This window comes from Brasilonema octagenarum UFV-OR1, assembly GCF_963888615.1.
GTDB classification, from domain to species: Bacteria; Cyanobacteriota; Cyanobacteriia; order Cyanobacteriales; family Nostocaceae; genus Brasilonema; species Brasilonema sennae.
In genome coordinates this window covers 13,054-36,384 of record NZ_CAWPKW010000266.1, presented here as the reverse complement: position 1 = coordinate 36,384, position 23,331 = coordinate 13,054, and the positions used below count along the sequence as shown (strand labels likewise).

Sequence of the window (23,331 nt, the reverse complement as noted above, 5' to 3'; positions counted from 1 at the left end):
AATTAAGCCCAGCTTTCCTTGAAAAATAGTCCTATGCCTTCATTTTTATTAGAAGTTGGTACAGAAGAACTCCCTGCAAGTTTCCTGAGTAGCGCTATCTCGCAGTGGAAATCTCGCATTCCTCACACTCTGGAAGAAAACAGCCTGACTTACGATGCTGTGGAAGTTTACGGAACTCCCCGCCGCTTAGCGGTACTCATCAAAGGTTTACCCTCGCAGCAGGCGGATCGCGAAGAAGAAATTAAAGGTCCCCCCGCACAAGCAGCGTTTAAAGATGGGAACCCAACACCAGCAGCACAAGGCTTTGCTAAAAAGCAAGGTGTGGAAGTCTCTGCGTTGGAAGTTCGCCCGACTGAAAAGGGAGATTTTGTCTTTGTCCGAAAAGTGACTCGCGGTCGTCCAGTTGCTGAGATAATAACAGAACTTGTTCCTCAATGGATTTTCAAACTCGAAGGAAAGCGGTTGATGCGTTGGGGTGATGGGGATAAGACATTTTCTCGTCCCATCCGCTGGATTGTTGCTTTGTTAGATGAAGCGGTGCTGCCAATAGAATTGGATAATGGTTCTGAGACGGTAAAGAGCAATCGCATCTCTCAAGGTCATCGTGTTTTGCATCCAGAACCTGTGACAATATCCCACGCGAATGATTATGTCACCACCCTTCGCTCTGGATCTGTTGTGGTTGATACGGATGAACGGGTAAATACGATTACGCAGCAAGTCAAAGAATCTGTCCAAAAGTTAGGCGGTTATGTAGAAATTTACCCAGATTTATTGCAGGAAGTCACAAATCTTGTAGAATTTCCCTCAGCTGTTATTGGTAAATTTGAATCAGAGTTTTTGAACTTGCCTACAGAGGTGATTACCACTGTGATGGTAAGTCATCAGCGTTATTTTCCTGTGTTCCAAAGTTCAAACACCAAAGACTTACTACCTAATTTTGTCACAATCTCTAACGGTGACCCCACAAAATCAGACATCATTGCTGTGGGAAATGAAAGAGTCATTCGTGCACGTTTAGCCGATGGTCGCTTTTTCTACGATGCTGATTTAGAAAAACCTTTGGAAAGCTTTTTACCTCAATTGGAAACCGTCACTTTTCAAGAGGATTTAGGTTCGCTGCGAAAGAAAGTCAACCGCATTTGCAAAATTGCCGCACAAATCACAGAACAGTTGCAATTAAGCGAAAAAGAACGCGAAAACATCAAAAGAGCAGCTCTTTTATGTAAAGCTGATTTGGTCAGTCAAATGGTGTATGAATTCCCGGAATTACAGGGAGTTATGGGACAAAAATATGCTCTTGCAAGTGGAGAAGAGGAAGCAGTTGCAACGGCAATTTTTGAACATTATTTACCTCGTTCGGCAGATGACATATTACCCGAAACTTTAACAGGACAAGTTGTCGGTTTGGCAGACAGACTTGACACATTAGTCAGTATCTTTGGATTGGGGATGATACCCACGGGTTCTTCTGACCCCTTCGCTTTGCGACGGGCAGCAAATGCAGTCGTGAATATCACATGGGCAGCCCATCTACCTATCAATTTACAACAGTTACTGGAAAAAGTTGCAACAGATTTCGCGAGTGAATATCACAAAGATGGGAATCAATTAGTTGCTGCGTTACAAGAATTTTTCCTGCAACGCATCCGTACTTTACTGCAAGAAGAAAAACACATTGACTATGACTTAGTGAATGCTGTTTTGGGAGAAAATGACCGAGAATATACACAAAGGGCGTTGAAGGATTTATTGGATGTGGGCGATCGCGCAACTTTCCTACAAAAAATCCGCGCCAATGGTACATTAGATAACATCTACGAAACAGTGAATCGTTCCACTCGTTTAGCGGCTCAAGGAGATTTGGATACAAAACAACTTGACCCTAAAACTAGTGTTCGTAAAGAACTCTTCCAAAAATCATCCGAGGAAGCATTTTACAATGCGATTGTGGAATTAGTGCCACAAACTCAAGCTGCACAAGAGTCACGAGATTATGGACAGCTAGTAACAGGATTAGAGCAAATTACCCCCACCGTTAGCAACTTTTTTGACGGTGCGGAAAGCGTTTTAGTTATGGACTCCAATCCAGAAATCAAACGCAATCGGTTAAATTTACTGGGATTACTTCGTAACCATGCTCGTGTTTTAGCGGATTTTGGGGCGATAGTCAAAAATTTGTAGCATGAGTAAAAAAAAGTTGTGTGATTTTTGCAAATAAACGCTACCATAATGGTGCTTAACCAGGGACCTCTGCCACAGTCTATGCCCAAAGCCCACGTCATTGGATTAGGAAAATCAGGTATTGCTGCGGCGAGATTGTTGAAACGGGAAGGTTGGGAGGTGGAACTCGGCGATCGCAACACCTCCTTAGACTTCCTAAAGCAACAACAAGAACTTGCCATAGAACAAATTACTGTAAAATTGGGGTATACTCTAGAACTCAATGATTCAGACTTACCTCAATTGATAGTAGTTAGTCCTGGCGTGCCTTGGGATATACCCGTGTTAATTAAGGCACGAGAATTAGGTATTGAAACCATCGGCGAGATGGAACTCGCTTGGCAACATTTGCAATCCGTCCCTTGGGTAGGAATTACTGGCACAAACGGTAAAACCACTACCACAGCCTTAATTGCTGCAATTTTTCAAGAAGCAGGACTACACGCTCCTGCCTGCGGTAACATTGGCTACGCTGCGTGTGAAGTTGCCCTGTCTGTGGAGAATCAGGGACAAATCAATTCAGAAGTCTCCCCCTCATCTAACAATCAAATAGACTGGGTGATTGCAGAACTCAGCAGCTATCAAATAGAATCATCTTCTTCTCTTGCGCCTCGCATCGGTGTATGGACAACTTTCACGCCAGATCACCTCAGTCGCCATAAAACCTTAGAGAACTACTACAACATCAAAGCGCATCTGCTGCGTCAGTCTCAGTTACAAGTGTTTAACGGTGATGATCCATATTTAAGGAAAGTCGGTGCAAGTGATTGGTTTGACGCCTATTGGACAAGTGTCAAAGGTAAAGATGATTTAATCGGTTCTAAAGGCTATTACATTGAAGATGGCTGGGTTGTAGAAAAGTTGAATGCAAACTCTCAACCCGAACGCATTGTGGAAGTTTCTGCTTTACGGATGGTAGGAGAACACAATCAGCAAAATTTACTGATGTCAGTTGCAGCCGCGCGTTTAGCGGGAATTGATCAAGATGCTATTGTTCGTGGTGTAAATGGATTTCCTGGTGTTCCTCATCGTTTGGAACACATTTGTACTTGGGAAGGCATTGATTTTATTAACGACAGCAAAGCCACTAACTACGACGCTGCTGAAGTTGGCTTAGTCTCAGTCAAAAGTCCGGTTATATTAATTGCTGGTGGTGAAGCCAAAGCAGGTGATGACACTGGCTGGATAGCAAAAATTAAAGACAAAGCCGCCTGTGTATTGCTGATTGGCACTGCTGCACCGGCTTTTGCTAAAAAATTGCAACAAGAAGGATATCAGAATTACGAAATTGTAGAAACAATGGAAAAAGCGGTTCCTAAATCAGCAGAATTAGCAAAACACTATCAAGCATCTGTGGTGCTGCTATCTCCTGCTTGTGCAAGTTTCGACCAATACGCTAATTTTGAACAAAGGGGCGACCATTTTCGGCAGTTGTGTTTGGAGTTGGATAACGGGTGATATCATGTCCGGTTAAAGACTTATCATTTTTCACATACCCTTAAAGCCCATACCAGTTTCTACCTCTTGTTCTCCTTGGGTAGAATCCATGCCGGAAAATACAGTGGTGCGAGAAGTTTCTTGCCTTTTGCCAATTTGACTCAATAAGACGCCAGTTAAAATAACGCTGCCGCCGACATATTGAGCGAAGGTAGGGGCTTCGCCTAAAATGAAATAGGCTGCCAAGATTCCTACGATTGGAGAAAACGAGCCAATTAAAGAAGCCATAGACACCGTCGAAGCTCTCAAGCCCATACTCCAGAAAAATTGACCTAGCACCACAATCACCGCAGCATACACAAACATCCACTGCCATAGGAAAGGCGAGAACACATCCATAAAATGGTTGCTGCCATATAGCTCTAAAGCAATAAAGAAAAAGATTAAGGTTCCTAAAGCAGTACGAAAGATATTGTAGATTCCCAAAGGGATTTTGGCGAGAGATCGTTTGCCAATAATCGTGGAAGCGCCTGATGCCACGGCTGCTGCGGCTGCCAAAATTTCCCCAATGCCCACACTGAAACCCCCCATATTCATCATGGTTTGTCCTGGGGGTTGAAGGATGATGGTTAGGATAACGCCGACAAACGCGGCGATCGCTCCCATAACTTCCCAAAGATTCACCCGTTCCTTCAACAACCAAAGTGATAAAGCCAGAGTCAGCGGCGGTTCCAAACGTCCAACTAAAATGACATTGTTAACTTGGGTTAACGCCAATGCCTGGAAAATTAAACCAGGGGCAAGTGCTCCAGATAGAATCGCTATTGCCACAAGACAGTACCAATCCTTCCTTGATAGTTGTTTCAAAGCCCTAAGATTCCACTGTCGCCAGTAAATTGCTATGAAAATTATCAAGGCACACAGGTTTCCCACGAACAAAACATTACATAGAGAAATTGGATTGCGATCGCCCATAAAGTTTTGGGCACCGATTTGTGTCAACTTCCGAGTCACTGCGCTAGATGTTCCAAAAATCAGCATTGCTAGCCAGAGATAGATTTGTCCTGGAATTCTTGGGATAAGACGATGTGTTCTTCTGTATCTGGTCACAATAACACCATTGTTATGAAAGCACTGTTAACGATAGTGAACTTTTCTCTTTAACTCAGGGTGAGGTGAATCTGAGAAAAAGCTGAGTAAAAATTGAATTTTATCCAGGGATAAATTCAGAAAATTCATGGTTTGGTTTCAGATGAGTCTCACTACCAACTGGGATACTTTGGACAGTTGAGATAAATCAAAGATAAGGAGTCACAATGAAATTCGCTTCGTCACTACTTGCAACTGTTGCCCTCGCTGGTTTGGTTACGGTTTGGGATGCTCCACTAAGCTTTGTGAATCCTTCACTGGTTCAAGCATCAGCCCAGGAAACAAAACAAAACATGAAAGATGTCACTGGCTTGACGACTCAACAAAAAATTGACATGCTTACCAAAAGTAAAGGTAAGTTTGGTAGTGGTGACCAGCTGCGGCGTTACTTTTTTGGCGATCTTGAGCCAATTGCCGTACAACCAGGAGGTGCAGGCATGGTTGTGAATCTCTACAACAAAGCTAACGATATCACAATTTCCTACTGTGCAACTTACGGCGTGATAGTTGCACTTAAGAAAGGCAAAATTACTGCGTTTGCTCCGAACGAAGTTAAATAATTATCAACAAAAGTCAGAATACCGCATGCCCGTTTGCGTAGCGAAGGCAGGCATAGTTAGCGGTTTCATTGAAGAAAAATCCAGGAGTCAGAATCAAATGTATGGTATTCAAACTGCTCATATAAAGAACTGGCTCCCGTGTAGACAGTTTACCGTGAGCGGAGCCGAAGCACGCTGGAGTTTTCAACCCATCTATTGAACTGAGCGTTGTACAGAATGCATTCTGTATTATGACTCCTGACGAATGATTCTGCTGTAGATATCTTCAAAACAGAGGTTTGCTATGGAATTGAGAGATGCGATTTTGCTGTTGCATCCAGCGATCGCTGTGATTGTCGTCTTCCCTTTAATCGGTATTGTCGTCAACCGCGCTTTACAGACTCGTCAGCGCCGATTGGAAACTAAGGCAACGGGTAAAAGTAAAATTACCCCAGTTGCAGGACAGGAGCATGTCCAGCTAGGTCGCTATTTGACAGGTGGTGTTGTAGGAATTGTTTTAATAGCTCTAGCTTACGCTATTTTTAGTAAAATTGTAGACAAAAATATTTGGACTAAAACACCCTTTCAAGTCATCTTTATTGGACTATTATTTGCTGCTACTCTTGCTTCCTTGATTCTACTCTATCAAACAAGAGAACGAAATTGGCGTGCTATATTTGCTACTCTAACTGGGATGGGTTTAGTGGTACTTGGTTGTCAGGATGGTGTTTATCGCAAAACTAATCAGTGGTATATCTCTCATTACTACTATGGGTTAATCGCCGCCCTGTTGATGATTTTTTCTTTAGCAATTTTGCCAGAAATCTATAAAGACAAGAAAAATCGCTGGCGTAAGGTTCACATCGCTTTGAATTGCATTGCCCTTTTAATCTTTCTGGGATTGGGAATTACAGGAACACTGTCATTGTTGGAAATTCCCCTCACTTGGCAAGAATCCTATGTCAATATGCTTTATAAGCAAAAATGTGACACTAAACCCTGCATAATTCAGGCACCTTCTTTCCCTCAAAAACCTTGATACATTTGCTTATAAAAGAAGTTTAATACAATGCCACAAATCAATACCCACCTAAAGAAAATGTAGGTGGTTTTTTGCTTTGTTATTAAACAACTGGTGTTTAGACTAAAAGCAGGCGATCGCCAAAAAATAGTTATTTTGTACTAGGACGAAGGCGGGAATGTACTGGTGTCAAAAAATAGAGGGTTATCTGCGGTTACTGGAGTTTAGACTAAGCAATAAGAAACGACCCAGTAGGGCTGAGTTAATAAAACACAAGCTTCAAAGATAAAGATATTTGAGATTAAGCAGATTTTTGTTGCTCTTTCAGAGGCTTTGTTGCAGTCTTTTTAACAATTGGATAACGGATTCTACGGGTACGGGCTTTACCTGGTGTCCACCCAAGGGATTTTCCCCGAGGTTTAGGTGCAGAGGTAGGAGTACCAATCGCCCTTCGGGTTCGCAGTCGCTACAACGGGGGGAACCCCCCTTCGGGTTCGCCAGATGCCTACGGAGGGAAACCCTCCTGCAGCACTGGTCTCACCGCAACGCGCTGCGAACCGCTAAAACTCCACCCATAGCTTGAGCCACTCGTCCAGTTCTGACTTTGAACCTCCCAGATCATCCAAATAATATTGAATCCAATCACCAACCAGGGGAGAATTACGACTGAATTCTGTCTGCGATAGACACGGATTGTCATCTCACGCCAAAATGAGAAGGTGCTGAGGAAGCAGACGATGTAGGACGCTCCTGCACTGATCAACAAGTTTGTTTGAAGACTCGAACTCAGGTTTGGGTATCCAAGCGCGATCGCCGTTAGACAAACTCCCAGCGCGAGATACAGGAAAGTAAACGAAGTAAATCGTTTCATTTCATTCTTTGTAAATAAAGCTCAGCGATAATCTATTCCTATGTGGCTGACATGACTCAGCCGATGAACAACAATTAGTCCACATGCAGCACAGCCTTACCTGAAAATCTGCGCCCGATCAAATCAGCCGACGTAACGTCTGCTTCACGCCATGAAACTGCTCGATCAATATGCGTTTTGAGCCGCCCCTGCTCAACTAACCTCAGCAGACGAGCCAGCCCAGAACTAGCACTTTCCAGCTCTACTTCGGTGTACAGCGTGAACCCGTAAAGCGTGCGCTGTCCTCCATTCTCGGAATAGAAGTCTGCCAGGGACAGCTTCATCTCGTTGCCGCTACTACTGCCATAACAAACGCAGGTGCCTCCTTGAGCCAAAAACGCAGTTAGCTTCCCGACCAATTCACCTCCTACTCCATCGACAATCAGTCGATAAGGCGCGAACTGCTTGGCTTCTTGCCCGGTTTCGGTCATCACCACTTCATCCGCGCCGTAATCTCGCACAAATGCTTCTTGCGCTGGCTGACGAATTTGGGCAACGACGCTGCCTCGCATCATCCGAGCAAGCTGCATGGCGAAGAGTCCCACTCCCCCTGTTGCCCCTGTGATCAGCACCCGACTTCCTAGTAAACGAGATCCCTTTTCCACTGCATACAGTGCTGTTAACCCCGCGACGGGCAGTGTGGGGGCATCGGTATATGATCCGCTCTGGGGAATGATAGCCAGAAAGCGAGTCGAAATTGCTACATATTCTGCCCAGCCTTCCGAGCGGATGGAGAGGGCGACAATTTTTGTCCCTGTGGGTGGACCACTACCGTCCTGTGCTGTTTGTTCAACAACACCAACGACATCCCAGCCAATTGGAGTGCCAAGTGGGTCATTTTGCGATCGCTTAAGTTCGCCCCGATTCATCGAAAATGCCTTGACGCGAATCAAGCACTCGTTGGCCTTCGGAGTAGGAACTTCAGTGTCTTGAAAGGTGAGGTTGCCAACGGCATCTGGTGAAGTCACGAGTCTACGCATCGCCATATCCTTGTGTGTAGAGGGCTATAGTTTTATGTTCTAGATAGAACTGTTTCAATCAACTTGCTGTATATCCACCATCGATCGCTAAAGGTTGTCCCGTAATATAGCTGGCAGCATCAGAGCAGAGAAACACAACCGCTTGAGCAATTTCTGTTGCCTGACCGATCCGACCCATCGGAACCATCGTTCCTAAATCATCAAATGTGATGCCTATCTGCTCAGCACTACGAGCCATTAGATCGGTCGCAATCGGGCCAGGATTGACGGCATTAATCGGAATGCCGTGTTTGGCATAGTCGAGAGCTGCCGATCTGCGCTTCGCAGCAGCGCTTCGCTATCGTGTCAGCCCCATCACTGCGTGTTTGCTAGCAACGTAGGGAGAGATTCCTGGAAGCGCAACGAGACCATTCGTTGATGAATTGTTCACGATCGCGCCTGCGCCCTGAGTTAACATCTGTTGAATTTCATATTTCATGCACAGAAATACCCCTCGTGCATTGATTGACACGATCTGGTCAAAATTCTCGATCGATTGTTCGTGCAGTGGTTTAACAGCAAGATCGATGCCAGCATTGTTAAAGGCACAATCGAGTCTGCCGTAGGTGGCGTTCGCGAAGCGCAAGCTGTACCCAGCTTATCGCTTTCTGCACCAATTCCCGGACATCCGCCTCACTCGATACATCTGATTTCACGAACAAGCATTCCGCCCCAGTCTCGCGAATCAAATCAGCAGTTTCTTCACCTTCTACACCGCGTATGTCCGAGAAGAGCACTTTGGCACCCGCAGCACCGGAGGCGATAACTTCGTTAAGCTTCGCTAACGCAGTTGCTCGACCGATGCCCGATGTTCCGCCAGTCACCAAAGCAACTTTGTCTTTCAGCATCATGATAGTTACCTGTTGTTATGAATGGCTGTGTCATTTTGTCAAAAACTCAATGAGCAATACGTGTAGGAGCCAGCAATAAGAAGCGCCTTAATATACAACCAGGATGAGTAACATCCTGGTTGCAAAATGGCGGGTTTGGGCATTGATATTTGCTGGCTTTTACACTTAGTCGCGATCGCTGGCACGATCGATCAGTGCGTTTGAGGGCAAGCTCGGATTGAGTACCTTGCGCGCACTGTCAACCCCTACAACGGGCAGTGTACTCGGATCGAGCATGCCGAGTTGAACCAATACACTTGCCTGATCCCAATAAATGTGTTCATGGGCTAGCTTGCCATCACGGAACTGGACAATCGCTACCACTGCCACTTCAACCCGTTTAAGAGTCGGAGCAATGCCAGGTAGCATCCAGTCCATCTGGATGGTATGAGTGAACTTAACCAGCATTTCATCGACGAGTTGATTGGTCCCGATCGTGCGCGAGATCGGAGTCAGCTCCATGTCCGGCGGCATCTGTGGAATGAAGTACTTGGAATAAAACTCACGCAGTGCCGATTTCCCTACTCCTCCAGTCATTACCGGAATGTCGTTAACGTAAGCATCCTCAACCATCGTGGCGAGAGTGTCTTCGGTGTTGTGAGTGTCAAACTCAAGCCGCAGATGCTCATCCCAGAGTGCTTGTAAGGCTTCCTGAGCGGGTGTCAGGTTGGGGGTTGCCTGTACATTTGCTTGTTTGTCTACTGTTTGCTCTTTGACCATGTTAGATGCTCCTGGTTCTTTCTATCTCAACTGTATTGATTCCAATGCTTAATTTCTTTGGTGATTCTTACAATAATTCGTTGAATTCTTACGAGTTCCGCGTCTGTCCGACGCATCACACGAAGGATACCATCACCGGAACCGTGGGCAGGTTGACAACGACGGAATGATGACGGCAGGCTAGACCGATCAGACCTCAGCGGTATGCCGCGTCAATTACAAATCGGGTTCGCGTCAATTTATTTACGCCGCGCTGCTGGTTTCATCCTTGATTTCGGTTTTGATGACGAAAGCCCTTAATTCGACAATCTTGTCGCCACGAAAGCGCCAGATGTCGCAGTACGAGTAATCAGATGCCTTCCCGTCTTTGTCCTTCAGAGTGATGTTGCCCAGTGCCGTGACGAAATCCCCCTCAGCGATTAAGTTTGCGACGATATTCAAAGGTGGTTCCACATACTCTGTTACCATCCATTGACGAACGGCATCTTTTCCGTTCAATGTTTTGTCGCCAACGAATGTCCATTTCGTGTCGTCGGCGCAGAACGACAAGAATCCTTCATAGTTGCCTTGGGCGATCGCCGCGTTTGCCGCTGCTAAGATTGCTTTATTGTTCTCTGACATCTGAATCTCTCCTCTGTTCAAGTGGATGCTTTAACGAAGCGGTTTCTGCTACCATTGATGCAAAGCTCACGGAACAATTGCAGTCACGCGGATTTCGATCCGCATCGCTGGTAGTGCAAGCGCCGCGACTCCTACCGCTGTCCAAATTGGGGCGCGATCGGGCATATAATGATGAAATAGCCTGACCATCACCTCGTTCACCTCTGGGGGAAACCCGTCAACATGATAAGAATTAACGTGAACAACATGCTCCCAACTCGCACCAGCAGTCGCTAAGGTTCGCTCTACGTTCTGAAATGCTTGAGCAATCTCGTCTGCGAGTGATTCGGGAATTTGCAGATTGTCATCCCAGCTGCCTTGTCCGGATGTCTCCACTCGATCGCCAATTTTTACTGCTTGCGAGTAATGCAATTTATTCAGCATATATTCCCCATAACCGGGAGTGATAAAAAACTCAGGCTTATTCATGGTGTTCCTCTGTTCATTACAATTCAGAACTTATTTCTAAGGACTGGTAAACGACTGACATTGAATCGCCTTCACATTTCGCAGATAGTTCAACTGTGGCTCGAAGTTAGTGGGACAGAAAACATAAACATTGTCTTGAGGTCGGCTAATGACTAAACGGTAGCTGGGTGGAATCCCCTCGGAACTTTCGTTCGCTTCGACTCTGGGAATCACTTGTGGACTGACTTGAGCCAAGGATGGAAAATTGAACGGTAACAGTACGCCGAACAGAATCGTGATTGCGATCGTGATTGTGGTTATGATTGTGGTTGGAAGAATCTTTCGGTTCATTAGAAATCTCTTGCGGCTTGTGGTTGTGTAATGTTCTATCTACCCGAAGTGTAATGAGTGAAACTGCTTGATTGCTTTCAGATTCTTATTTCATTCGCGATCGTTGCCGAATTCTTTGTTTACTCCTGCGATTGAAGCGAAGCCTGCTTGATAACTGTAACGAGATCGGTTACTTGACGTTGAGCCTCTTCACTCAGCGAGTCAAACTCGTCCAAGAAAAATTGCCCTTCTAGCGTCAACTTCCGGGCATTGAGTAGCCCTTCAATCCGCCAATCTTCATCACGTTTCATCACGACGAATAGCTGCATCGAATCTCGTGACGGTGAAGTTTCGGGTTGTCCGGGCAGCATTACCCTGACAACTCCGTTCATGAGAGCAAGTTGAGGATTCAGGAAGTGGACGAAATTCACCTCACCCTCCAGGCGTGTTCCGTTGACAACCGTGTCGAAAGCTTGCTGATTAAATGCAGCGATCGCTTTTCGACCCTTGAGATGCGTTCCCTCGAACGCGATGAAATCGGCAGTTTCGCTAAACGGAGCAGCGAAGTCTTCACCGCTGCCTCGATTCCAAGCATCAATCATCTGATGATGGAAAGTACGGATTGCGGACTCGTCAGCAGCAGTTGTGGTTTGAGCTGTTTGTGAATTCATAGTTTTGAGCGATTGGATTAGAGTGATGCGGTTGCCTCAATTTCAGGTGCATAAATCGTTTCGTCTTCTTTGCGCCAAGCTGGATCGACTAGACAAACGAAAACAATGGGTTCGTCGCCGTAGTTGTGAAGGAACTGGATTGCATTTGGAGGAATGTAAACCGCATCGCCTGGTTCAATGCGACAAACTTCACTGTCGATCGACATTTCTCCAACACCGCTAATGATGTAATAAACCTCAGAAGTCTTTAGAGAATGGGGAATCGAAGTTTTGCCAACAGGCAAGATCGCATACGCCAAACTGTAACGCAAGTTGATGTCTTGTTTGTCAGGATGAAGCAGTTCGCGCAGAACAGTTCCATCTCCAGCGATAATTTCTTCACAGTCGTTTAGTTTTTGGATCAGCATAAGTTTAGGTTTGCAATTACACAATCGGAGCAAGTTCAGAATCTGTGAATTTTAGAGGAGAAATTTGCCTGTTCCACGTGCTGTTGAATCACGTACTGATGGGGCGAAATCCCCATTGTTAACGATCGTCGTAGGTTCATGGCTGTTCAAGTTGGTAAACTGATAAGGCTGGTGGTCAATCAGTACCAGGATGCTATTTTCTGGACGAAGCAGTCCTTCGAGTCCGATTTTTGGATTTTTAGACATCGCTATAAGTCTCCATTCAATGTTTACTTTGCAAATACGCTCTAGCGTGTGAGCCTGACTCAACTGATGAATCATAGAGTTTTTTCACAAGAATGAACTTGTATTCTGGCTCAATTGCTCGAATCGAAATCGTCTCAACTGAATTGATGTCCCTTTTTACTGCAAGATGAAATTGCTGAAGTAGCTCACTAACCTCTTGTGCAACATGGGTGAGTGCAACATTCAAATGGGAGTTAGAGGGTTGTGGCGACAAGCTCCGCAGCACAGGACTATTGATAGGAGATCGTTCCATAAGTAACCTGATGTGCAACTTTCCAAAATGAAAATCTCACCCTTCATCATTCCTGCTTTTAAAAAGCAAAGCAGTCACAGCCCATACCACCCCAGAAGCTAGACAAAGAGCCAGCGGTGTTGAGCGTAGAGGATGCTGTGCGACAGGTCACTTTATGGATGTGGTTACATAGGGCAGTACAGAGGTGAATGGCTTTTGCAGCAGTGGGAACAGCAGGCGTTGAGTAATATCCGCCATAGGTTGCAACGGGCGACCACTCAGGCAGCACGGGCAACAGCGGCGGATCCAAATCACGGAACTCGTCACTTGCGTACACAATCTTGCCACCTACAACCGTCAGAACTGATTCCAAACTCTTAATCCGTTGTTCTGGAATCGAGAAGAAATCGTCGGACAGCACTGCTAAATCTGCCAGTTGACCGGGGGAGATTGCCCCTTTTTGCCCTTCCTCAGATGAGAACCAACTACTGCCCACCGTGTAAAGCCGCAGTGCCTCCATTCGAATCAGGCGATTCTGCTCTGGGTAAAGTGCTGTCCCACCGACGGTCTTACCGCTAACGAGCCAGTAAAGGGCAACAAACGGATTATAGGAAGCCACTCGCGTCGCATCGGTTCCAGCTCCCACTGGGATGTCCATTTCTAGCATGCGGGCGATCGGAGGTGTCTGTTCAGCAGCAGTTTCACCATAGTGATCAACAAAATACTCACCTTGAAATGCCATGCGATGTTGAATAGCAATGCCACCGCCTAATGCTTTGACTCGTTCAAGATTGCGTTCAGAAATCGTTTCAGCATGGTCAAAGAACCAATGCAGTCCATTGAAGGGGATTTCCCGATTGACTTGCTCAAATACATTCAAGAAGCGCGTGATGGACTCGTCATAAGTGGCATGCAGACGGAATGGCCAGCGATTCTGTGCGAGCAGCGTCACAACATTCCTCAATTCCGTTTCTAAAGAGTCAGCTAGATCTGGACGGGGTTCTAGGAAGTCTTCAAAATCTGCCGCTGAGAAGACTAACATTTCACCTGCGCCATTCATGCGATAGAAGTCATCACCCTGACCCGGCTTAACAATTTTCGCCCAGCCTGAGAAATCCTCTAGTTCCTGTTTGGGGCGTTGCGTGAACAGGTTATAGCCAATACGAACTGTGAGCTCACCCCGTTTGTGGAGGTTCTCAATCACTTGATAGTCGTCAGGATAATTTTGATACCCACCTCCAGCATCAATCACGCTAGTAATGCCGAGGCGATTCAGTTCTCGCATGAAGTGGCGTGTGGAATTCAGTTGATGGTCGTAGGGCAGTTTCGGACCTTTCGCCAAGGTGGAATACAGGATCATGGCATTCGGTCTGGCAATTAACAGTCCGGTTGGGTTCCCGTAGCTGTCGCGTTGGATCTCACCTCCCAATGGGTTCGGAGTGTCTTTGGTGTACCCAACTGCTCGGAGTGCCGCACGGTTTAGAAGAGCCCGATCATACAGGTGCAGAATAAATACAGGCGTGTTGGGTGCAATTCGATTAATTTCATCCAGCGTTGGCAGCCGTCGTTCGGCAAACTGAAACTCAGTCCAGCCACCGACAACCCTTACCCATTGATTTGGAGGCGTTCGGTCAACCTGTTCTCTCAGCATCCGTAAGCCGTCTGCTAGAGATGGTACGCCATCCCACCGCAATTCCAGGTTGTAATTGAGGCCACCGCGAATTAGGTGGATATGAGAATCATTGAGACCAGGAATAACGGTGCGACGACTCAGATCAATTACTCTGGTATTAGCTCCTTTGTGAGACATCACCGCTTTGTCGGTTCCGACCGCGACAAAGCGCCCGTCTTTAATCGCGGTAGCGGAAGCAAAGGAGCGGCGCTCGTCCTGTGTGGCAATTCGACCGTTGAAGAGAATGACATCGGCGTTGGTGTCGTTACTGGCAAGTGTGTTAGCGTTCATGCGATTTACTCCTAAAAGGTACGAGGAAGCCCCAACCGCAGTAGCCAGTTGTAAAAAACGTCTGCGGCCATTCGTGAGAGGTTAAGACAATATTCATTTTGTCAATTAGGAATTATGCTGAAAAGTGAGTGAAAAACAAAGTATTAAACTAAGCTTAGTACTGACTTTTCAGCATCAAAGTGAATCATGAGTCATTTGGTTACGCCATTGCTGCCACAAAAATTATGTTTCCTACCACGTTTTTGGTAGTATTTTTAAGTTTTTTTACTTATTGACAAAATTACCATAACCTTAACCTATCACGGTTGGTCTGCGGCTTGCTTGAGGGTGACTACTCATAATTCCTCCACTTGACGAAGGTGTTGATATCAAGAAAGAATGGATGCAGCGCTTAAACTTAGGAAGCCGGATACAGCCATTGGCGAAACAACTGCGTCAAACGCGGCATGATCAAATAAGTGAGAAAGGCTACGACGAGTCCAGTTGTGATCAATTGATTGAGCAATACAGGTAACTTGGACAGAAATGGTGCTAGTAGACGACTGAGAATCGCAAGAGTGATAAACACGCCCAGCCATGTCACTAGTGCCATTTTGTAACGAGGTGGGGGAGCCTTGAGGGGCTTGTTGGGCAGGGTGAACCAGGTTTCTAATCCAGTGAGAGTTTGCACTTCTTCCGGTTTTTCAATCAGCGGTCGCAATCGTTCAATCCATTCTCGCCGCACATCAGACTCCAGCCACTGTTTGAGGTTGGTGTACCGATCAAACCTGAGAATTGCTACATATTCAGGATGGGCGTGATCGCAAGGTTGAATGATACTTACACCCCTATGTCCCTTAAACTTCTTGGCGGCGGCAATAATTCCACGTAACCACTCCTCATACCCCTGCTCACGCCCTGGTCGGACAACATGAGAGATAATGGCTGTAACCTGCTGACTTTCTTCATCCGTACCGATTTCAAGAGGCTCTTCCAACATAAATGCGACCTTTCGTAATGTTGCGGCGGTGTACACAAACTCAATATTGGTAATGCCCATAAACCTAACAATCAGCCGTAGATAGGGCATTTGCAGATCATAAGCAGGGGCAGGGCTGCCCTCAGGATAGGTGCCTCCCTGTGACAGAATAAACAACCTCTCATCTGCAACCCGGTAGATTTCTACTGCTTCACGGCATAACTGGTCATCAGATTTTTGTAATCAGGAATGTAACCTGCCAACAGATTACCTAAACCTGTGACATCATTACGCCAGTCACGATGCAGCTCACACGCAACGCTGAACCAGTTTACTAATTGAATTCCAGCACGAGACATACGCTCCCAAGCGGCGTAGCGGCAAGTTTCATCAAATGTGCCAGACGCATCAGTGACGACAAAAACGTCATAACCGGCTTCGATCGCTGACAGAGCACAAAACGCGACACAAACATCCGTGACGATCCCAGCGATGATCAATTGTTTTCGACCCGTCTGAGCTACCGCCTTAACGAAATCTTCATTGTCCCAGGCGTTGATTTGTCCGGGGCGAGGAATATATGGAGCATCAGGAAACTTCTCTTTCAGTTCGGGCATGATAGGACCATTCGGACCTTGCTCAAAACTGGTCGTCAAAATCGTCGGAAGACCAAAAAACTTGACTGTACTTGCCAGCGCTAGCACATTATTTTTGAAGTCGGCGGCACCAAAATCACGCACGAGTGAGAACAGTCCAGTCTGGTGATCGACCAGTAGAGCCGCAGCATTATCTTTATCCAGACGGTTGTACTTGAACGTAGACATGAAGTATATCTCCTAATTGAGTATTAGTGAATGAATTTGTTGCAGGATGGAATCAGGGATAAGAGAGTATCTGTCCTTAACCTGCTCTTTGTCATAGCGGGGACGAAGACTGTGTTTAGAGAGGATTTCCCTCGCTAATCCTCTAGTGGCAATGGGATTTTACTATCGACCCGTGAAGATGGAGGAATTGCTGACCTGGACAGGTTTGCCGTCCGCTGGAGGGGTTGTTGCAAGGAGCTGAAGTTCCCATGCAAGAGCCACCGCACTAGCACCGCCATGCTCAAGAACAATATCTGATACACCCTCAGTTGTTTCTGTGCGTGCCCAGTCACGTTGCCATTCAGCAAGTACAGCCATCCAATTGATTGGAACTGCACCAGCTTGAACCATACGGCGAACAGCCATGTCATGAGCTTCCGCAGTAACACCGCCCGAAGCATCGGTAACGATGAATACTTCATAACCCTCACCAAGCGCCTGGATTGCTGGCATTGCCAGACAGATCTCGGTGTAAAGCGCAGCAAGTATAAGTTGCTTGCGGCCACTTTTCTTCACTACATCTGTAACGTTTGGATCTTCCCAGGTATTGATGAAAGTGCGGTTGATCGGTTTTTGATCAGGAAAAACATCCTGTAGTCCCTTAATGATATAACCCCCTCTTTCTTCAATTACTGTGGTCAGGATTGTGGGTACGTTAAACACCTTTGCCGATTTGGCAAGACCAATAACATTGTTAATGATCATCGTAGGTTCATGGCTGTTCAAGTTGGTGAACTGATAAGGCTGGTGGTCAATCAGTACCAGGATGCTATCTTCTGGACGAAGCAGTCCTTCTAGGCCGATTTTTGGATTTTTAGACATCGCTATAACTCTCCATTCAATGTTTGCTTTACAGACATACCCTGTACGCGTTCAGGGGTCACTTCAGTCCGAAACCGCCGCTTGCTTCAATGTACTGACCTGTAACCCAACCTCCATCCTCTAGGGCGAGAAAGGCTGCAACACTGGCAATGTCTTCAACCTTTCCGATTCGTCCAAGCACAGTCATAGATGAAATCGTTTCTCTCACCGTTGGATCTTGCAAAATTTTGGCATTAGCATCGGTATCTGTGTAGCCAGGAGCGATCGAGTTCACAGTAATACCCCGCTTACCTAGCTCACCTGCCAACACTAGAGTGAAGTTATCGATCGCCGCTTTCGTCATCCCGTAAACTGCGATGTCTGAGAGAGGACGGCGTGAGGCTCCCGAAGAAAGATTGATGATTCTGCCACCATCACGGAGCCGGGGCAGAGTCATCTGAGTGATAAAGAAAGTGCCTTTGACATTGACGGCAAAGAGTCGATCAAACTCTTTTTCAGTTGTTCCCTCAACCGTCGTGAAGATTCCAATTCCGGCATTGTTGACGAGAATATCAAACTGGTTAGTTCCAGTCCGTTGAGTCAGTTCAACGTCGAGCTTGTCGTAAAACTTTTGAATCTCGGCGACCAAGCCAACATCTCCTTGCACTGCGAAGGCAGAACCACCATCGGCTTGAATCTCAGCAACGGTGGTTGCCGCTGCTTCAGCATCTCTAGCGTAATTGATCGCGACTAATGCACCCTCCTTCGCAAGGCGTTTGGCAATAGCTCGACCAATACCACGGCTAGAACCTGTAACCACAGCCACTTTGTCTTTCATAAAACCTTCTCCTTGGTTGATAGAAAAATTGCTTCTCCCACTTGTCTATCAAAGGTTAAATACTGTCAGAAGTCAGCAACATCATGACATCTGCATGAGCTAACACGACATCGGGGTGGCGTTGCAACGCCGTGTTATACTTCATGGCAAACTCATCGCCCAATTCATCGGGGCTGAGCAGTGTACGAATGTCACGGTCGATCGCTTCAATTACCTCTTGCGTAACAGGTTCATCAGTATGAAGCAACTCATCGATTTGGATAATCAATGCTGAGAGTCGATGCAACCAGGCAAACTGCTCATGACGAATCACCAGTTGTAGCAATTCACCTCTAGAAACTTGCCCTCGAACTTGCTGATAGGTAAGACGCTCAGTCTCTAGTAAAAGCTTGTGCAAACGCAGTAGTTTGATTCGTAACTCACTCAAGCGTTGATGTTGACTAGATTGAAGTGTGTTAAGCATAAATCCGTCCCATCCTTCCTGCTTGGTAGTCGTTGATTGCCTGGGTAATTTCAGCTTCAGTGTTCATCACAAACGGCCCGTAGCGCACGACTGGTTCGTTAAGGGGTACACCTGCAATCAGCAAAAGATCTAGAGGACGTTGAGCATCAGCAGGGTTGGAGATCACCACATCTTCTCCATCTTGAGAAAAGAGTACCATCTGCCCATCCTCACCGGGCGCTGGCTCTGTCCCAAACAACCCAGACCCCTCCAGTACATAGACAAAGGCATTGTACTCTTTCGGTACAGGCTGGATCATCGTTGCCCCTGGTTGCAGTGTGAAGTGGAGGTAAATTATCGGCGTGCGCGTCTGAATGACGGCTTCTGCCCCTAACGCTTCTCCCGCAATTACCCGCACCGTCACAGACCTATCTTCGGTTTGAGCGACCGGAATCTGAGCCGTTGGAATTTCCTGATAGCGGGGCGGCATCATTTTGTCTCGTTGTGGCAGATTGATCCAGAGTTGAATGCCGTGGAGCCGTCCACCTGTTTGGGTAAACATTGACTCTGGCATCTCGGAATGCACGACCCCAGCACCTGCTGTCATCCACTGGACATCACCCGGATTGAGTAGCCCAGCGTGCCCCGCAGAATCTTTGTGTTCTAACCGTCCATCCAAGATATAGCTGACGATTTCAAAGCCCCGGTGCGGATGATCGGGTGCGCCTTTTGCCTGACCCGGCTTTAGATGAATCGGCCCCAACTCGTCGAGGAGGAGAAACGGGTCAAATTCAGAGAAGCTACTTTTGGGAAAGGGGCGACGGACAAGAAATCCGCCCCCTTCGAGTGTTTCAACGCTGTTGATTACTCCGGCAACGGTTCGAGATGTTTGAGTGGGGACAGTCATAGAATTACCTCTTCAGAACTAGACAGATATAGATATCATTTGAGCCTGATTCAACTGATGAATCACAGAGTTTTCTCACAAGTGAAAAATGCAGCAGGTCTTGTGTTCGGTGCATTATGCTGTCGCTAATACACCCTACTGGCTGATGTGTCTGTGCAAGATTGTGAGAATGCTCCAAGGATTAGGTCGGCTTTCGCTTGTTTCAATCAATATTGACCTTCAGCACACAATCAAACTCCAATCTGTTTAGCAATTACCAACGCCGTAAAGCTGGTCTAATTTTCTGTAAATTTCAGCACAATTTTGCCCCGTGTTCCTCCCTGCTCTAGACGCTGATGTGCCAGAACAACCTGATCCCAGGGCAATACTGAATCAATTACTGGGCGAAGCTGATGACGCTCGATGAGTTTTGTCAAAGCCTCTAATTTTGCTCGGTACTGGGGTGAAAGAACAAAATGAATTGTCAGATTCTTGCCCCATGCTTCAAGCAGCGATTGCGGTATTGCAATGTCTACAATGCTGATAAGCCTACCGAAGGGACGAATGATTCCTAGACTACGCTGAATTGTTTCTCCGCCGATCGTATCTAGAACTAAATCCACACCCAGTCCATTTGTTGCTTGATGAATGACTTCTACGTAATCTTCATTTTTGTAATCAATCACTCGATCTGCGCCCAGCTCTGTCACGAAATCTCGGTTTCTAGAACTACAGGTCGCAAAGACGTATGCCCCTGTCGCTTTGGCGAGTTGAACTGCGATCGAACCAACTCCACCCGCACCCGCATGGATGAGAACTGTTTCACCAACTTGTAGATTGCCCCTGGTCACTAGACAATCCCAAGCAGTTCCGCCTGCAAGCGGCAAAGAAGCTGCCTCAACGTGCGATAGATTTGCAGGCTTCAATGCAACAATTGCTGCATCAGCCACATGATACTGAGCGTAGCTACCGAATTCTCCAAAAACTTGCGGCGAGTAATATACGTTGTCTCCTACCTTGAAATCAGTCACAGCTTCGCCAATTGCCTCAATCACCCCTGAAACATCGACTCCAAGGATGGCGGGTAATCGAACCAGTTCCTTGTAATCACCACGACGAGTTTGGTAATCGACCGGGTTAATCGAGGTTGCACAAACTCTGACTAACACCTGATTCGCCTTCAGTGTTGGTATGGGAACAGTTTGAATCTCAAACTTGTCAGCATCACCAAACGCAGTTAATACGGCTGCTTTCATAGATTCCATCTGTGCCAACTCTCCTTGATTTAGAATAAACAGTGACGGGATTTCATCGACAACCAAACGCCTTTGATATTGACATTCATAGTGCGATCATATTCAGCTTCTGTTTGCTCAATCAATGAGGGATTTTCGCCAACCGTTCCTGCATTGTTAAAGGCAATATCTAACCGACCTAAAACGTTAACCGTCTTATCAATCATTGCCTCAACATCGGCTTCTTTCGTGACATCTGCTTGCACAAAGATAGCCTCTCCGCCAGCTTCCTGAATCAATCGAACCGTTTCTTCACCTTCATCCATTCGACGACCCACCACCACCACCTTTGCTTGTTGTTGGGCATAAGCGATCGCCGTTGTTCTACCGATTCCTGATGTTCCGCCAGTCACTAAAGCCACTTTATCTTGCAGTATCATCCTGTTTCTCCTGTTTCAATCAATAAACACAATTGCAAATTCTGCTGCTAGTCGCGCCCTGCCACAATAATCTTTTCTGCTAAACCGATCGGGTTAGAAAACATTACCTCGTGACTACCGGGCATTTGTACAAGCCGAAATAGCCCCAAGCGGTTAGACATTCTCGGATGCCAACCCCACTGTTCGCCTTGAGGGAGGACATTATCTTCTGTACAGTAGAGGTAACTTTTAGGAATGGGCAGCGAGTAAAACTGCTTCAAGTCCAGCTTGTCAAGGAACGGTTGATACGGTTCAGGGGATAATTGTGCGTAACTTGATCGAGCCAGGTCGAGGTCGGCATCGTTGATAAACGCTTCTCGCCAAACCTCAGAAGGCAGCATCATCGTATTATCGTCCGATTCTCTCGCTAGCTTGTCGAATAACGCTTGAGAGTCGGGTGGGATGTTATCTGTGAGGCGATCGCCATCATTGAGGACAAATGCATTGAAGAAGATCAGCCGTTTAATACGATCGCTAACCGCTTCAGCAACTTTCGCAATAATTGTTCCGCCAAAACTATGTCCTAGTAAGACAATATCCGTTAGGTCTTTGCTAACAATATAATCAACGATCGACTGTGTACATTGAGCATGGTTAACGTTCTTATTCACGCCTTTGCCATGACCTGCGATCGTCGGAGCAAACGCTTGATGCCCTTTCGCTTCTAGCTGTTTGATCACTTCGTTCCAAGCAGAACCCTCGTGCCATGCGCCGTGAACCAAGACAAAAGTTGACATAGAATTGCTCTTTAAAGTGATTCAGCGTTCTAATATTGACCTTCAGCACAAACTCAAACTAACTGTGTCGATCGCTACTTGGTCGCAACGTTTCGCACCGCTGATCGACTACTGCGCTACATACCCACCATCTACCATCAACGTTTCACCTGTTACGAACGATGCCATCTCAGATGATAAAAACAGGACTGCATTTGCAACTTCAAGCGGTGTTCCAACTCGTCCGATCGGGTGAAGTCCTGCCAAGTAAGCTTTGGCTTCATCCTGAGCGGATTCAAACATATCTGTTGCGATAGACCCTGGTGCAACGACATTGATGCGAATACCTGCTTTGGCATATTGGAGCGCAGCGGCTTTTGTTAAGCCTACTACTGCATGTTTACTCGCGGTGTAGAGGGGGATACTAGGAAGTGCAACCACTCCAACCGCAGATGCCGTATTGACGATGCACATAGTGCCGCCAGAGGCGAACGAACCACTTCCCTGTTTCAACATCTGAGCGATCTCATGCTTCATTGACAACCAAACGCCTTTGACATTAACGTTCATCGTGCGATCGTATTCCGCTTCTGTTTGCTCAATCAATGAAGGATTTTCGTCGGCCGTTCCTGCATTATTAAAGGCAATATCCAGCCGACCAAAAACGTCAACCGCTTTATCAACCATTGCTTTAACATCGGCTTCTTTCGTGACATCTGATTGCACAAAAATAGCCTCTCCGCCAGCTTCCTGAATTAATCGAACTGTTTCTTCACCTTCATCAATTCGACGACCAACTACCACTACCTTTGCTTGTTGTTGGGCATAAGCGATCGCTGTTGCTCTACCGATTCCTGATGTGCCGCCTGTAACTAATGCCACTTTATCTTGCAGTATCATTCTGTTTCTCCTGTTTTAATTTCATCAGTTTGTATCGGGTAAGCTTGTCTCAGCAACTCAGTGACTTCTTGCGCGATCGCAATCAGGGCAAGATTAACTGAGGAGTCCTGAAAAGAATCAGTCTGAGGTGTACCTTCATGCCCAGGATTATTCTTGCCTTGTACTAGTGAATGCGTCATAGAACTATCCTCAATGAAACACTGATTTGTAATTGACTAAATCAATACCTAGGAATTCAGTTGTTGGCATGGTAACTGTTGTCATGATTCAAAAAGTGGCAATTTTGTTCAGTGAAACAGGCAAAATCCTAGCCATCAAAATTAGATAACTTACAGCACTTACAGACAAG

27 protein-coding genes and 2 pseudogenes are annotated in these 23,331 nt (G+C 46.4%); 4 read left to right on the top strand and 25 right to left on the bottom strand.

Annotation, left to right across the window (positions count from 1 at the left end):
- Positions 1-33 precede the first annotated feature (33 nt).
- Together glyS and murD are read left to right on the top strand one after the other, a co-directional pair.
- Positions 34-2,184, top strand: coding sequence for a glycine--tRNA ligase subunit beta (gene glyS / locus AC5590_RS22255; RefSeq protein WP_169265590.1), 2,151 nt, complete (start codon positions 34-36; stop codon positions 2,182-2,184).
- Positions 2,185-2,265: 81 nt separating this feature from the next.
- The gene (gene murD / locus AC5590_RS22250) at positions 2,266-3,681 is read left to right on the top strand and encodes a UDP-N-acetylmuramoyl-L-alanine--D-glutamate ligase (protein ID WP_169265598.1); all 1,416 of its coding nucleotides are present in this window, start codon (positions 2,266-2,268) and stop codon (positions 3,679-3,681) included.
- A 30-nt stretch (positions 3,682-3,711) separates the two neighbouring features.
- Here the strand turns inward: murD and AC5590_RS22245 are convergent, their stop codons facing one another.
- Positions 3,712-4,770: an EamA family transporter gene (locus AC5590_RS22245; protein ID WP_169265589.1), complete on the bottom strand. Its 1,059-nt coding sequence runs from the start codon at positions 4,768-4,770 to the stop codon at positions 3,712-3,714.
- 206 nt (positions 4,771-4,976) lie between these two features.
- On the opposite strand from AC5590_RS22245, the gene AC5590_RS22240 reads away from it, so the two are divergent.
- Together AC5590_RS22240 and AC5590_RS22235 are read left to right on the top strand one after the other, a co-directional pair.
- The gene (locus tag AC5590_RS22240) at positions 4,977-5,369 is read left to right on the top strand and encodes a hypothetical protein (RefSeq protein WP_169265588.1); all 393 of its coding nucleotides are present in this window, start codon (positions 4,977-4,979) and stop codon (positions 5,367-5,369) included.
- Between the two features lie 283 nt (positions 5,370-5,652).
- Complete coding sequence (locus AC5590_RS22235) at positions 5,653-6,387, top strand: DUF4079 domain-containing protein (protein ID WP_169265587.1); 735 nt, start codon at positions 5,653-5,655, stop codon at positions 6,385-6,387.
- A gap of 487 nt (positions 6,388-6,874) precedes the next feature.
- Here the strand turns inward: AC5590_RS22235 and AC5590_RS22230 are convergent, their stop codons facing one another.
- The 24 genes and pseudogenes from AC5590_RS22230 to AC5590_RS22115 form a co-directional block, all read right to left on the bottom strand.
- On the bottom strand, positions 6,875-7,240 hold the full coding sequence (locus AC5590_RS22230; RefSeq protein ID WP_246163070.1) for a hypothetical protein: 366 nt from the start codon (positions 7,238-7,240) through the stop codon (positions 6,875-6,877).
- A gap of 74 nt (positions 7,241-7,314) precedes the next feature.
- Positions 7,315-8,259, bottom strand: coding sequence for a zinc-binding dehydrogenase (locus AC5590_RS22225; protein WP_169265586.1), 945 nt, complete (start codon positions 8,257-8,259; stop codon positions 7,315-7,317).
- Positions 8,260-8,317: 58 nt separating this feature from the next.
- Positions 8,318-8,884, bottom strand: a pseudogene (locus AC5590_RS22220) (SDR family oxidoreductase).
- The gene (locus AC5590_RS22215; RefSeq protein ID WP_318284402.1) at positions 8,838-9,149 is read right to left on the bottom strand and encodes an SDR family NAD(P)-dependent oxidoreductase; all 312 of its coding nucleotides are present in this window, start codon (positions 9,147-9,149) and stop codon (positions 8,838-8,840) included. The pseudogene AC5590_RS22220 and the gene AC5590_RS22215 overlap by 47 nt, the downstream one beginning before the upstream one ends.
- Before the next feature lie 165 nt (positions 9,150-9,314).
- On the bottom strand, positions 9,315-9,908 hold the full coding sequence (locus AC5590_RS22210) for a nuclear transport factor 2 family protein (RefSeq protein WP_169265585.1): 594 nt from the start codon (positions 9,906-9,908) through the stop codon (positions 9,315-9,317).
- A 243-nt stretch (positions 9,909-10,151) separates the two neighbouring features.
- Positions 10,152-10,529 carry a nuclear transport factor 2 family protein gene (locus AC5590_RS22205; protein ID WP_169265584.1) on the bottom strand — a complete coding sequence of 126 codons (378 nt, stop codon included), beginning with the start codon at positions 10,527-10,529 and terminating at the stop codon, positions 10,152-10,154.
- 66 nt (positions 10,530-10,595) lie between these two features.
- A complete protein-coding gene (locus tag AC5590_RS22200; RefSeq protein ID WP_169265583.1) occupies positions 10,596-10,997 on the bottom strand; it encodes a RidA family protein in 402 nt (133 codons plus the stop codon).
- 36 nt (positions 10,998-11,033) lie between these two features.
- The gene (locus AC5590_RS22195; protein ID WP_169265582.1) at positions 11,034-11,327 is read right to left on the bottom strand and encodes a hypothetical protein; all 294 of its coding nucleotides are present in this window, start codon (positions 11,325-11,327) and stop codon (positions 11,034-11,036) included.
- A gap of 119 nt (positions 11,328-11,446) precedes the next feature.
- Positions 11,447-11,977, bottom strand: coding sequence for an SgcJ/EcaC family oxidoreductase (locus AC5590_RS22190; RefSeq protein WP_169265581.1), 531 nt, complete (start codon positions 11,975-11,977; stop codon positions 11,447-11,449).
- A gap of 17 nt (positions 11,978-11,994) precedes the next feature.
- Positions 11,995-12,384: a cupin domain-containing protein gene (locus tag AC5590_RS22185; protein ID WP_169265580.1), complete on the bottom strand. Its 390-nt coding sequence runs from the start codon at positions 12,382-12,384 to the stop codon at positions 11,995-11,997.
- Positions 12,385-12,435: 51 nt separating this feature from the next.
- The gene (locus tag AC5590_RS22180) at positions 12,436-12,630 is read right to left on the bottom strand and encodes a hypothetical protein (protein ID WP_211178477.1); all 195 of its coding nucleotides are present in this window, start codon (positions 12,628-12,630) and stop codon (positions 12,436-12,438) included.
- A gap of 16 nt (positions 12,631-12,646) precedes the next feature.
- Entirely contained in the window at positions 12,647-12,922 is a 276-nt protein-coding gene (locus tag AC5590_RS22175; RefSeq protein ID WP_169265579.1) for a hypothetical protein, read from the bottom strand.
- A gap of 58 nt (positions 12,923-12,980) precedes the next feature.
- A complete protein-coding gene (locus AC5590_RS22170; RefSeq protein WP_169265578.1) occupies positions 12,981-14,864 on the bottom strand; it encodes an amidohydrolase in 1,884 nt (627 codons plus the stop codon).
- 397 nt (positions 14,865-15,261) lie between these two features.
- Positions 15,262-15,999 (bottom strand): putative antibiotic biosynthesis monooxygenase, encoded by a 738-nt coding sequence (locus AC5590_RS22165; protein WP_246163067.1) that lies wholly within the window; start codon positions 15,997-15,999, stop codon positions 15,262-15,264.
- A 26-nt stretch (positions 16,000-16,025) separates the two neighbouring features.
- Positions 16,026-16,646, bottom strand: coding sequence for an isochorismate family cysteine hydrolase YcaC (gene ycaC / locus AC5590_RS22160; protein WP_169265577.1), 621 nt, complete (start codon positions 16,644-16,646; stop codon positions 16,026-16,028).
- Between the two features lie 162 nt (positions 16,647-16,808).
- Complete coding sequence (locus tag AC5590_RS22155; RefSeq protein ID WP_169265576.1) at positions 16,809-17,507, bottom strand: hydrolase; 699 nt, start codon at positions 17,505-17,507, stop codon at positions 16,809-16,811.
- A gap of 58 nt (positions 17,508-17,565) precedes the next feature.
- Complete coding sequence (locus AC5590_RS22150; protein ID WP_169265575.1) at positions 17,566-18,324, bottom strand: SDR family oxidoreductase; 759 nt, start codon at positions 18,322-18,324, stop codon at positions 17,566-17,568.
- A gap of 55 nt (positions 18,325-18,379) precedes the next feature.
- Positions 18,380-18,787: a hypothetical protein gene (locus tag AC5590_RS22145; protein ID WP_169265574.1), complete on the bottom strand. Its 408-nt coding sequence runs from the start codon at positions 18,785-18,787 to the stop codon at positions 18,380-18,382.
- Positions 18,780-19,673 (bottom strand): pirin family protein, encoded by an 894-nt coding sequence (locus AC5590_RS22140; protein ID WP_169265573.1) that lies wholly within the window; start codon positions 19,671-19,673, stop codon positions 18,780-18,782. Before AC5590_RS22140 ends, AC5590_RS22145 begins: the two co-directional genes overlap by 8 nt.
- Before the next feature lie 275 nt (positions 19,674-19,948).
- Positions 19,949-20,917, bottom strand: a complete 969-nt coding sequence (locus AC5590_RS22135; RefSeq protein WP_169265572.1) for a zinc-dependent alcohol dehydrogenase family protein — start codon at positions 20,915-20,917, stop codon at positions 19,949-19,951.
- Between the two features lie 41 nt (positions 20,918-20,958).
- Positions 20,959-21,327 (bottom strand): annotated as a pseudogene (locus AC5590_RS22130) (SDR family NAD(P)-dependent oxidoreductase); the annotation flags it as partial.
- A gap of 47 nt (positions 21,328-21,374) precedes the next feature.
- Entirely contained in the window at positions 21,375-22,103 is a 729-nt protein-coding gene (locus tag AC5590_RS22125; protein WP_169265571.1) for an alpha/beta fold hydrolase, read from the bottom strand.
- Positions 22,104-22,211: 108 nt separating this feature from the next.
- Positions 22,212-22,982 carry an SDR family oxidoreductase gene (locus AC5590_RS22120; protein ID WP_169265570.1) on the bottom strand — a complete coding sequence of 257 codons (771 nt, stop codon included), beginning with the start codon at positions 22,980-22,982 and terminating at the stop codon, positions 22,212-22,214.
- Entirely contained in the window at positions 22,979-23,161 is a 183-nt protein-coding gene (locus AC5590_RS22115; protein WP_169265569.1) for a hypothetical protein, read from the bottom strand. The genes AC5590_RS22120 and AC5590_RS22115 overlap by 4 nt, the downstream gene beginning before the upstream one ends.
- Positions 23,162-23,331 lie beyond the last annotated feature (170 nt).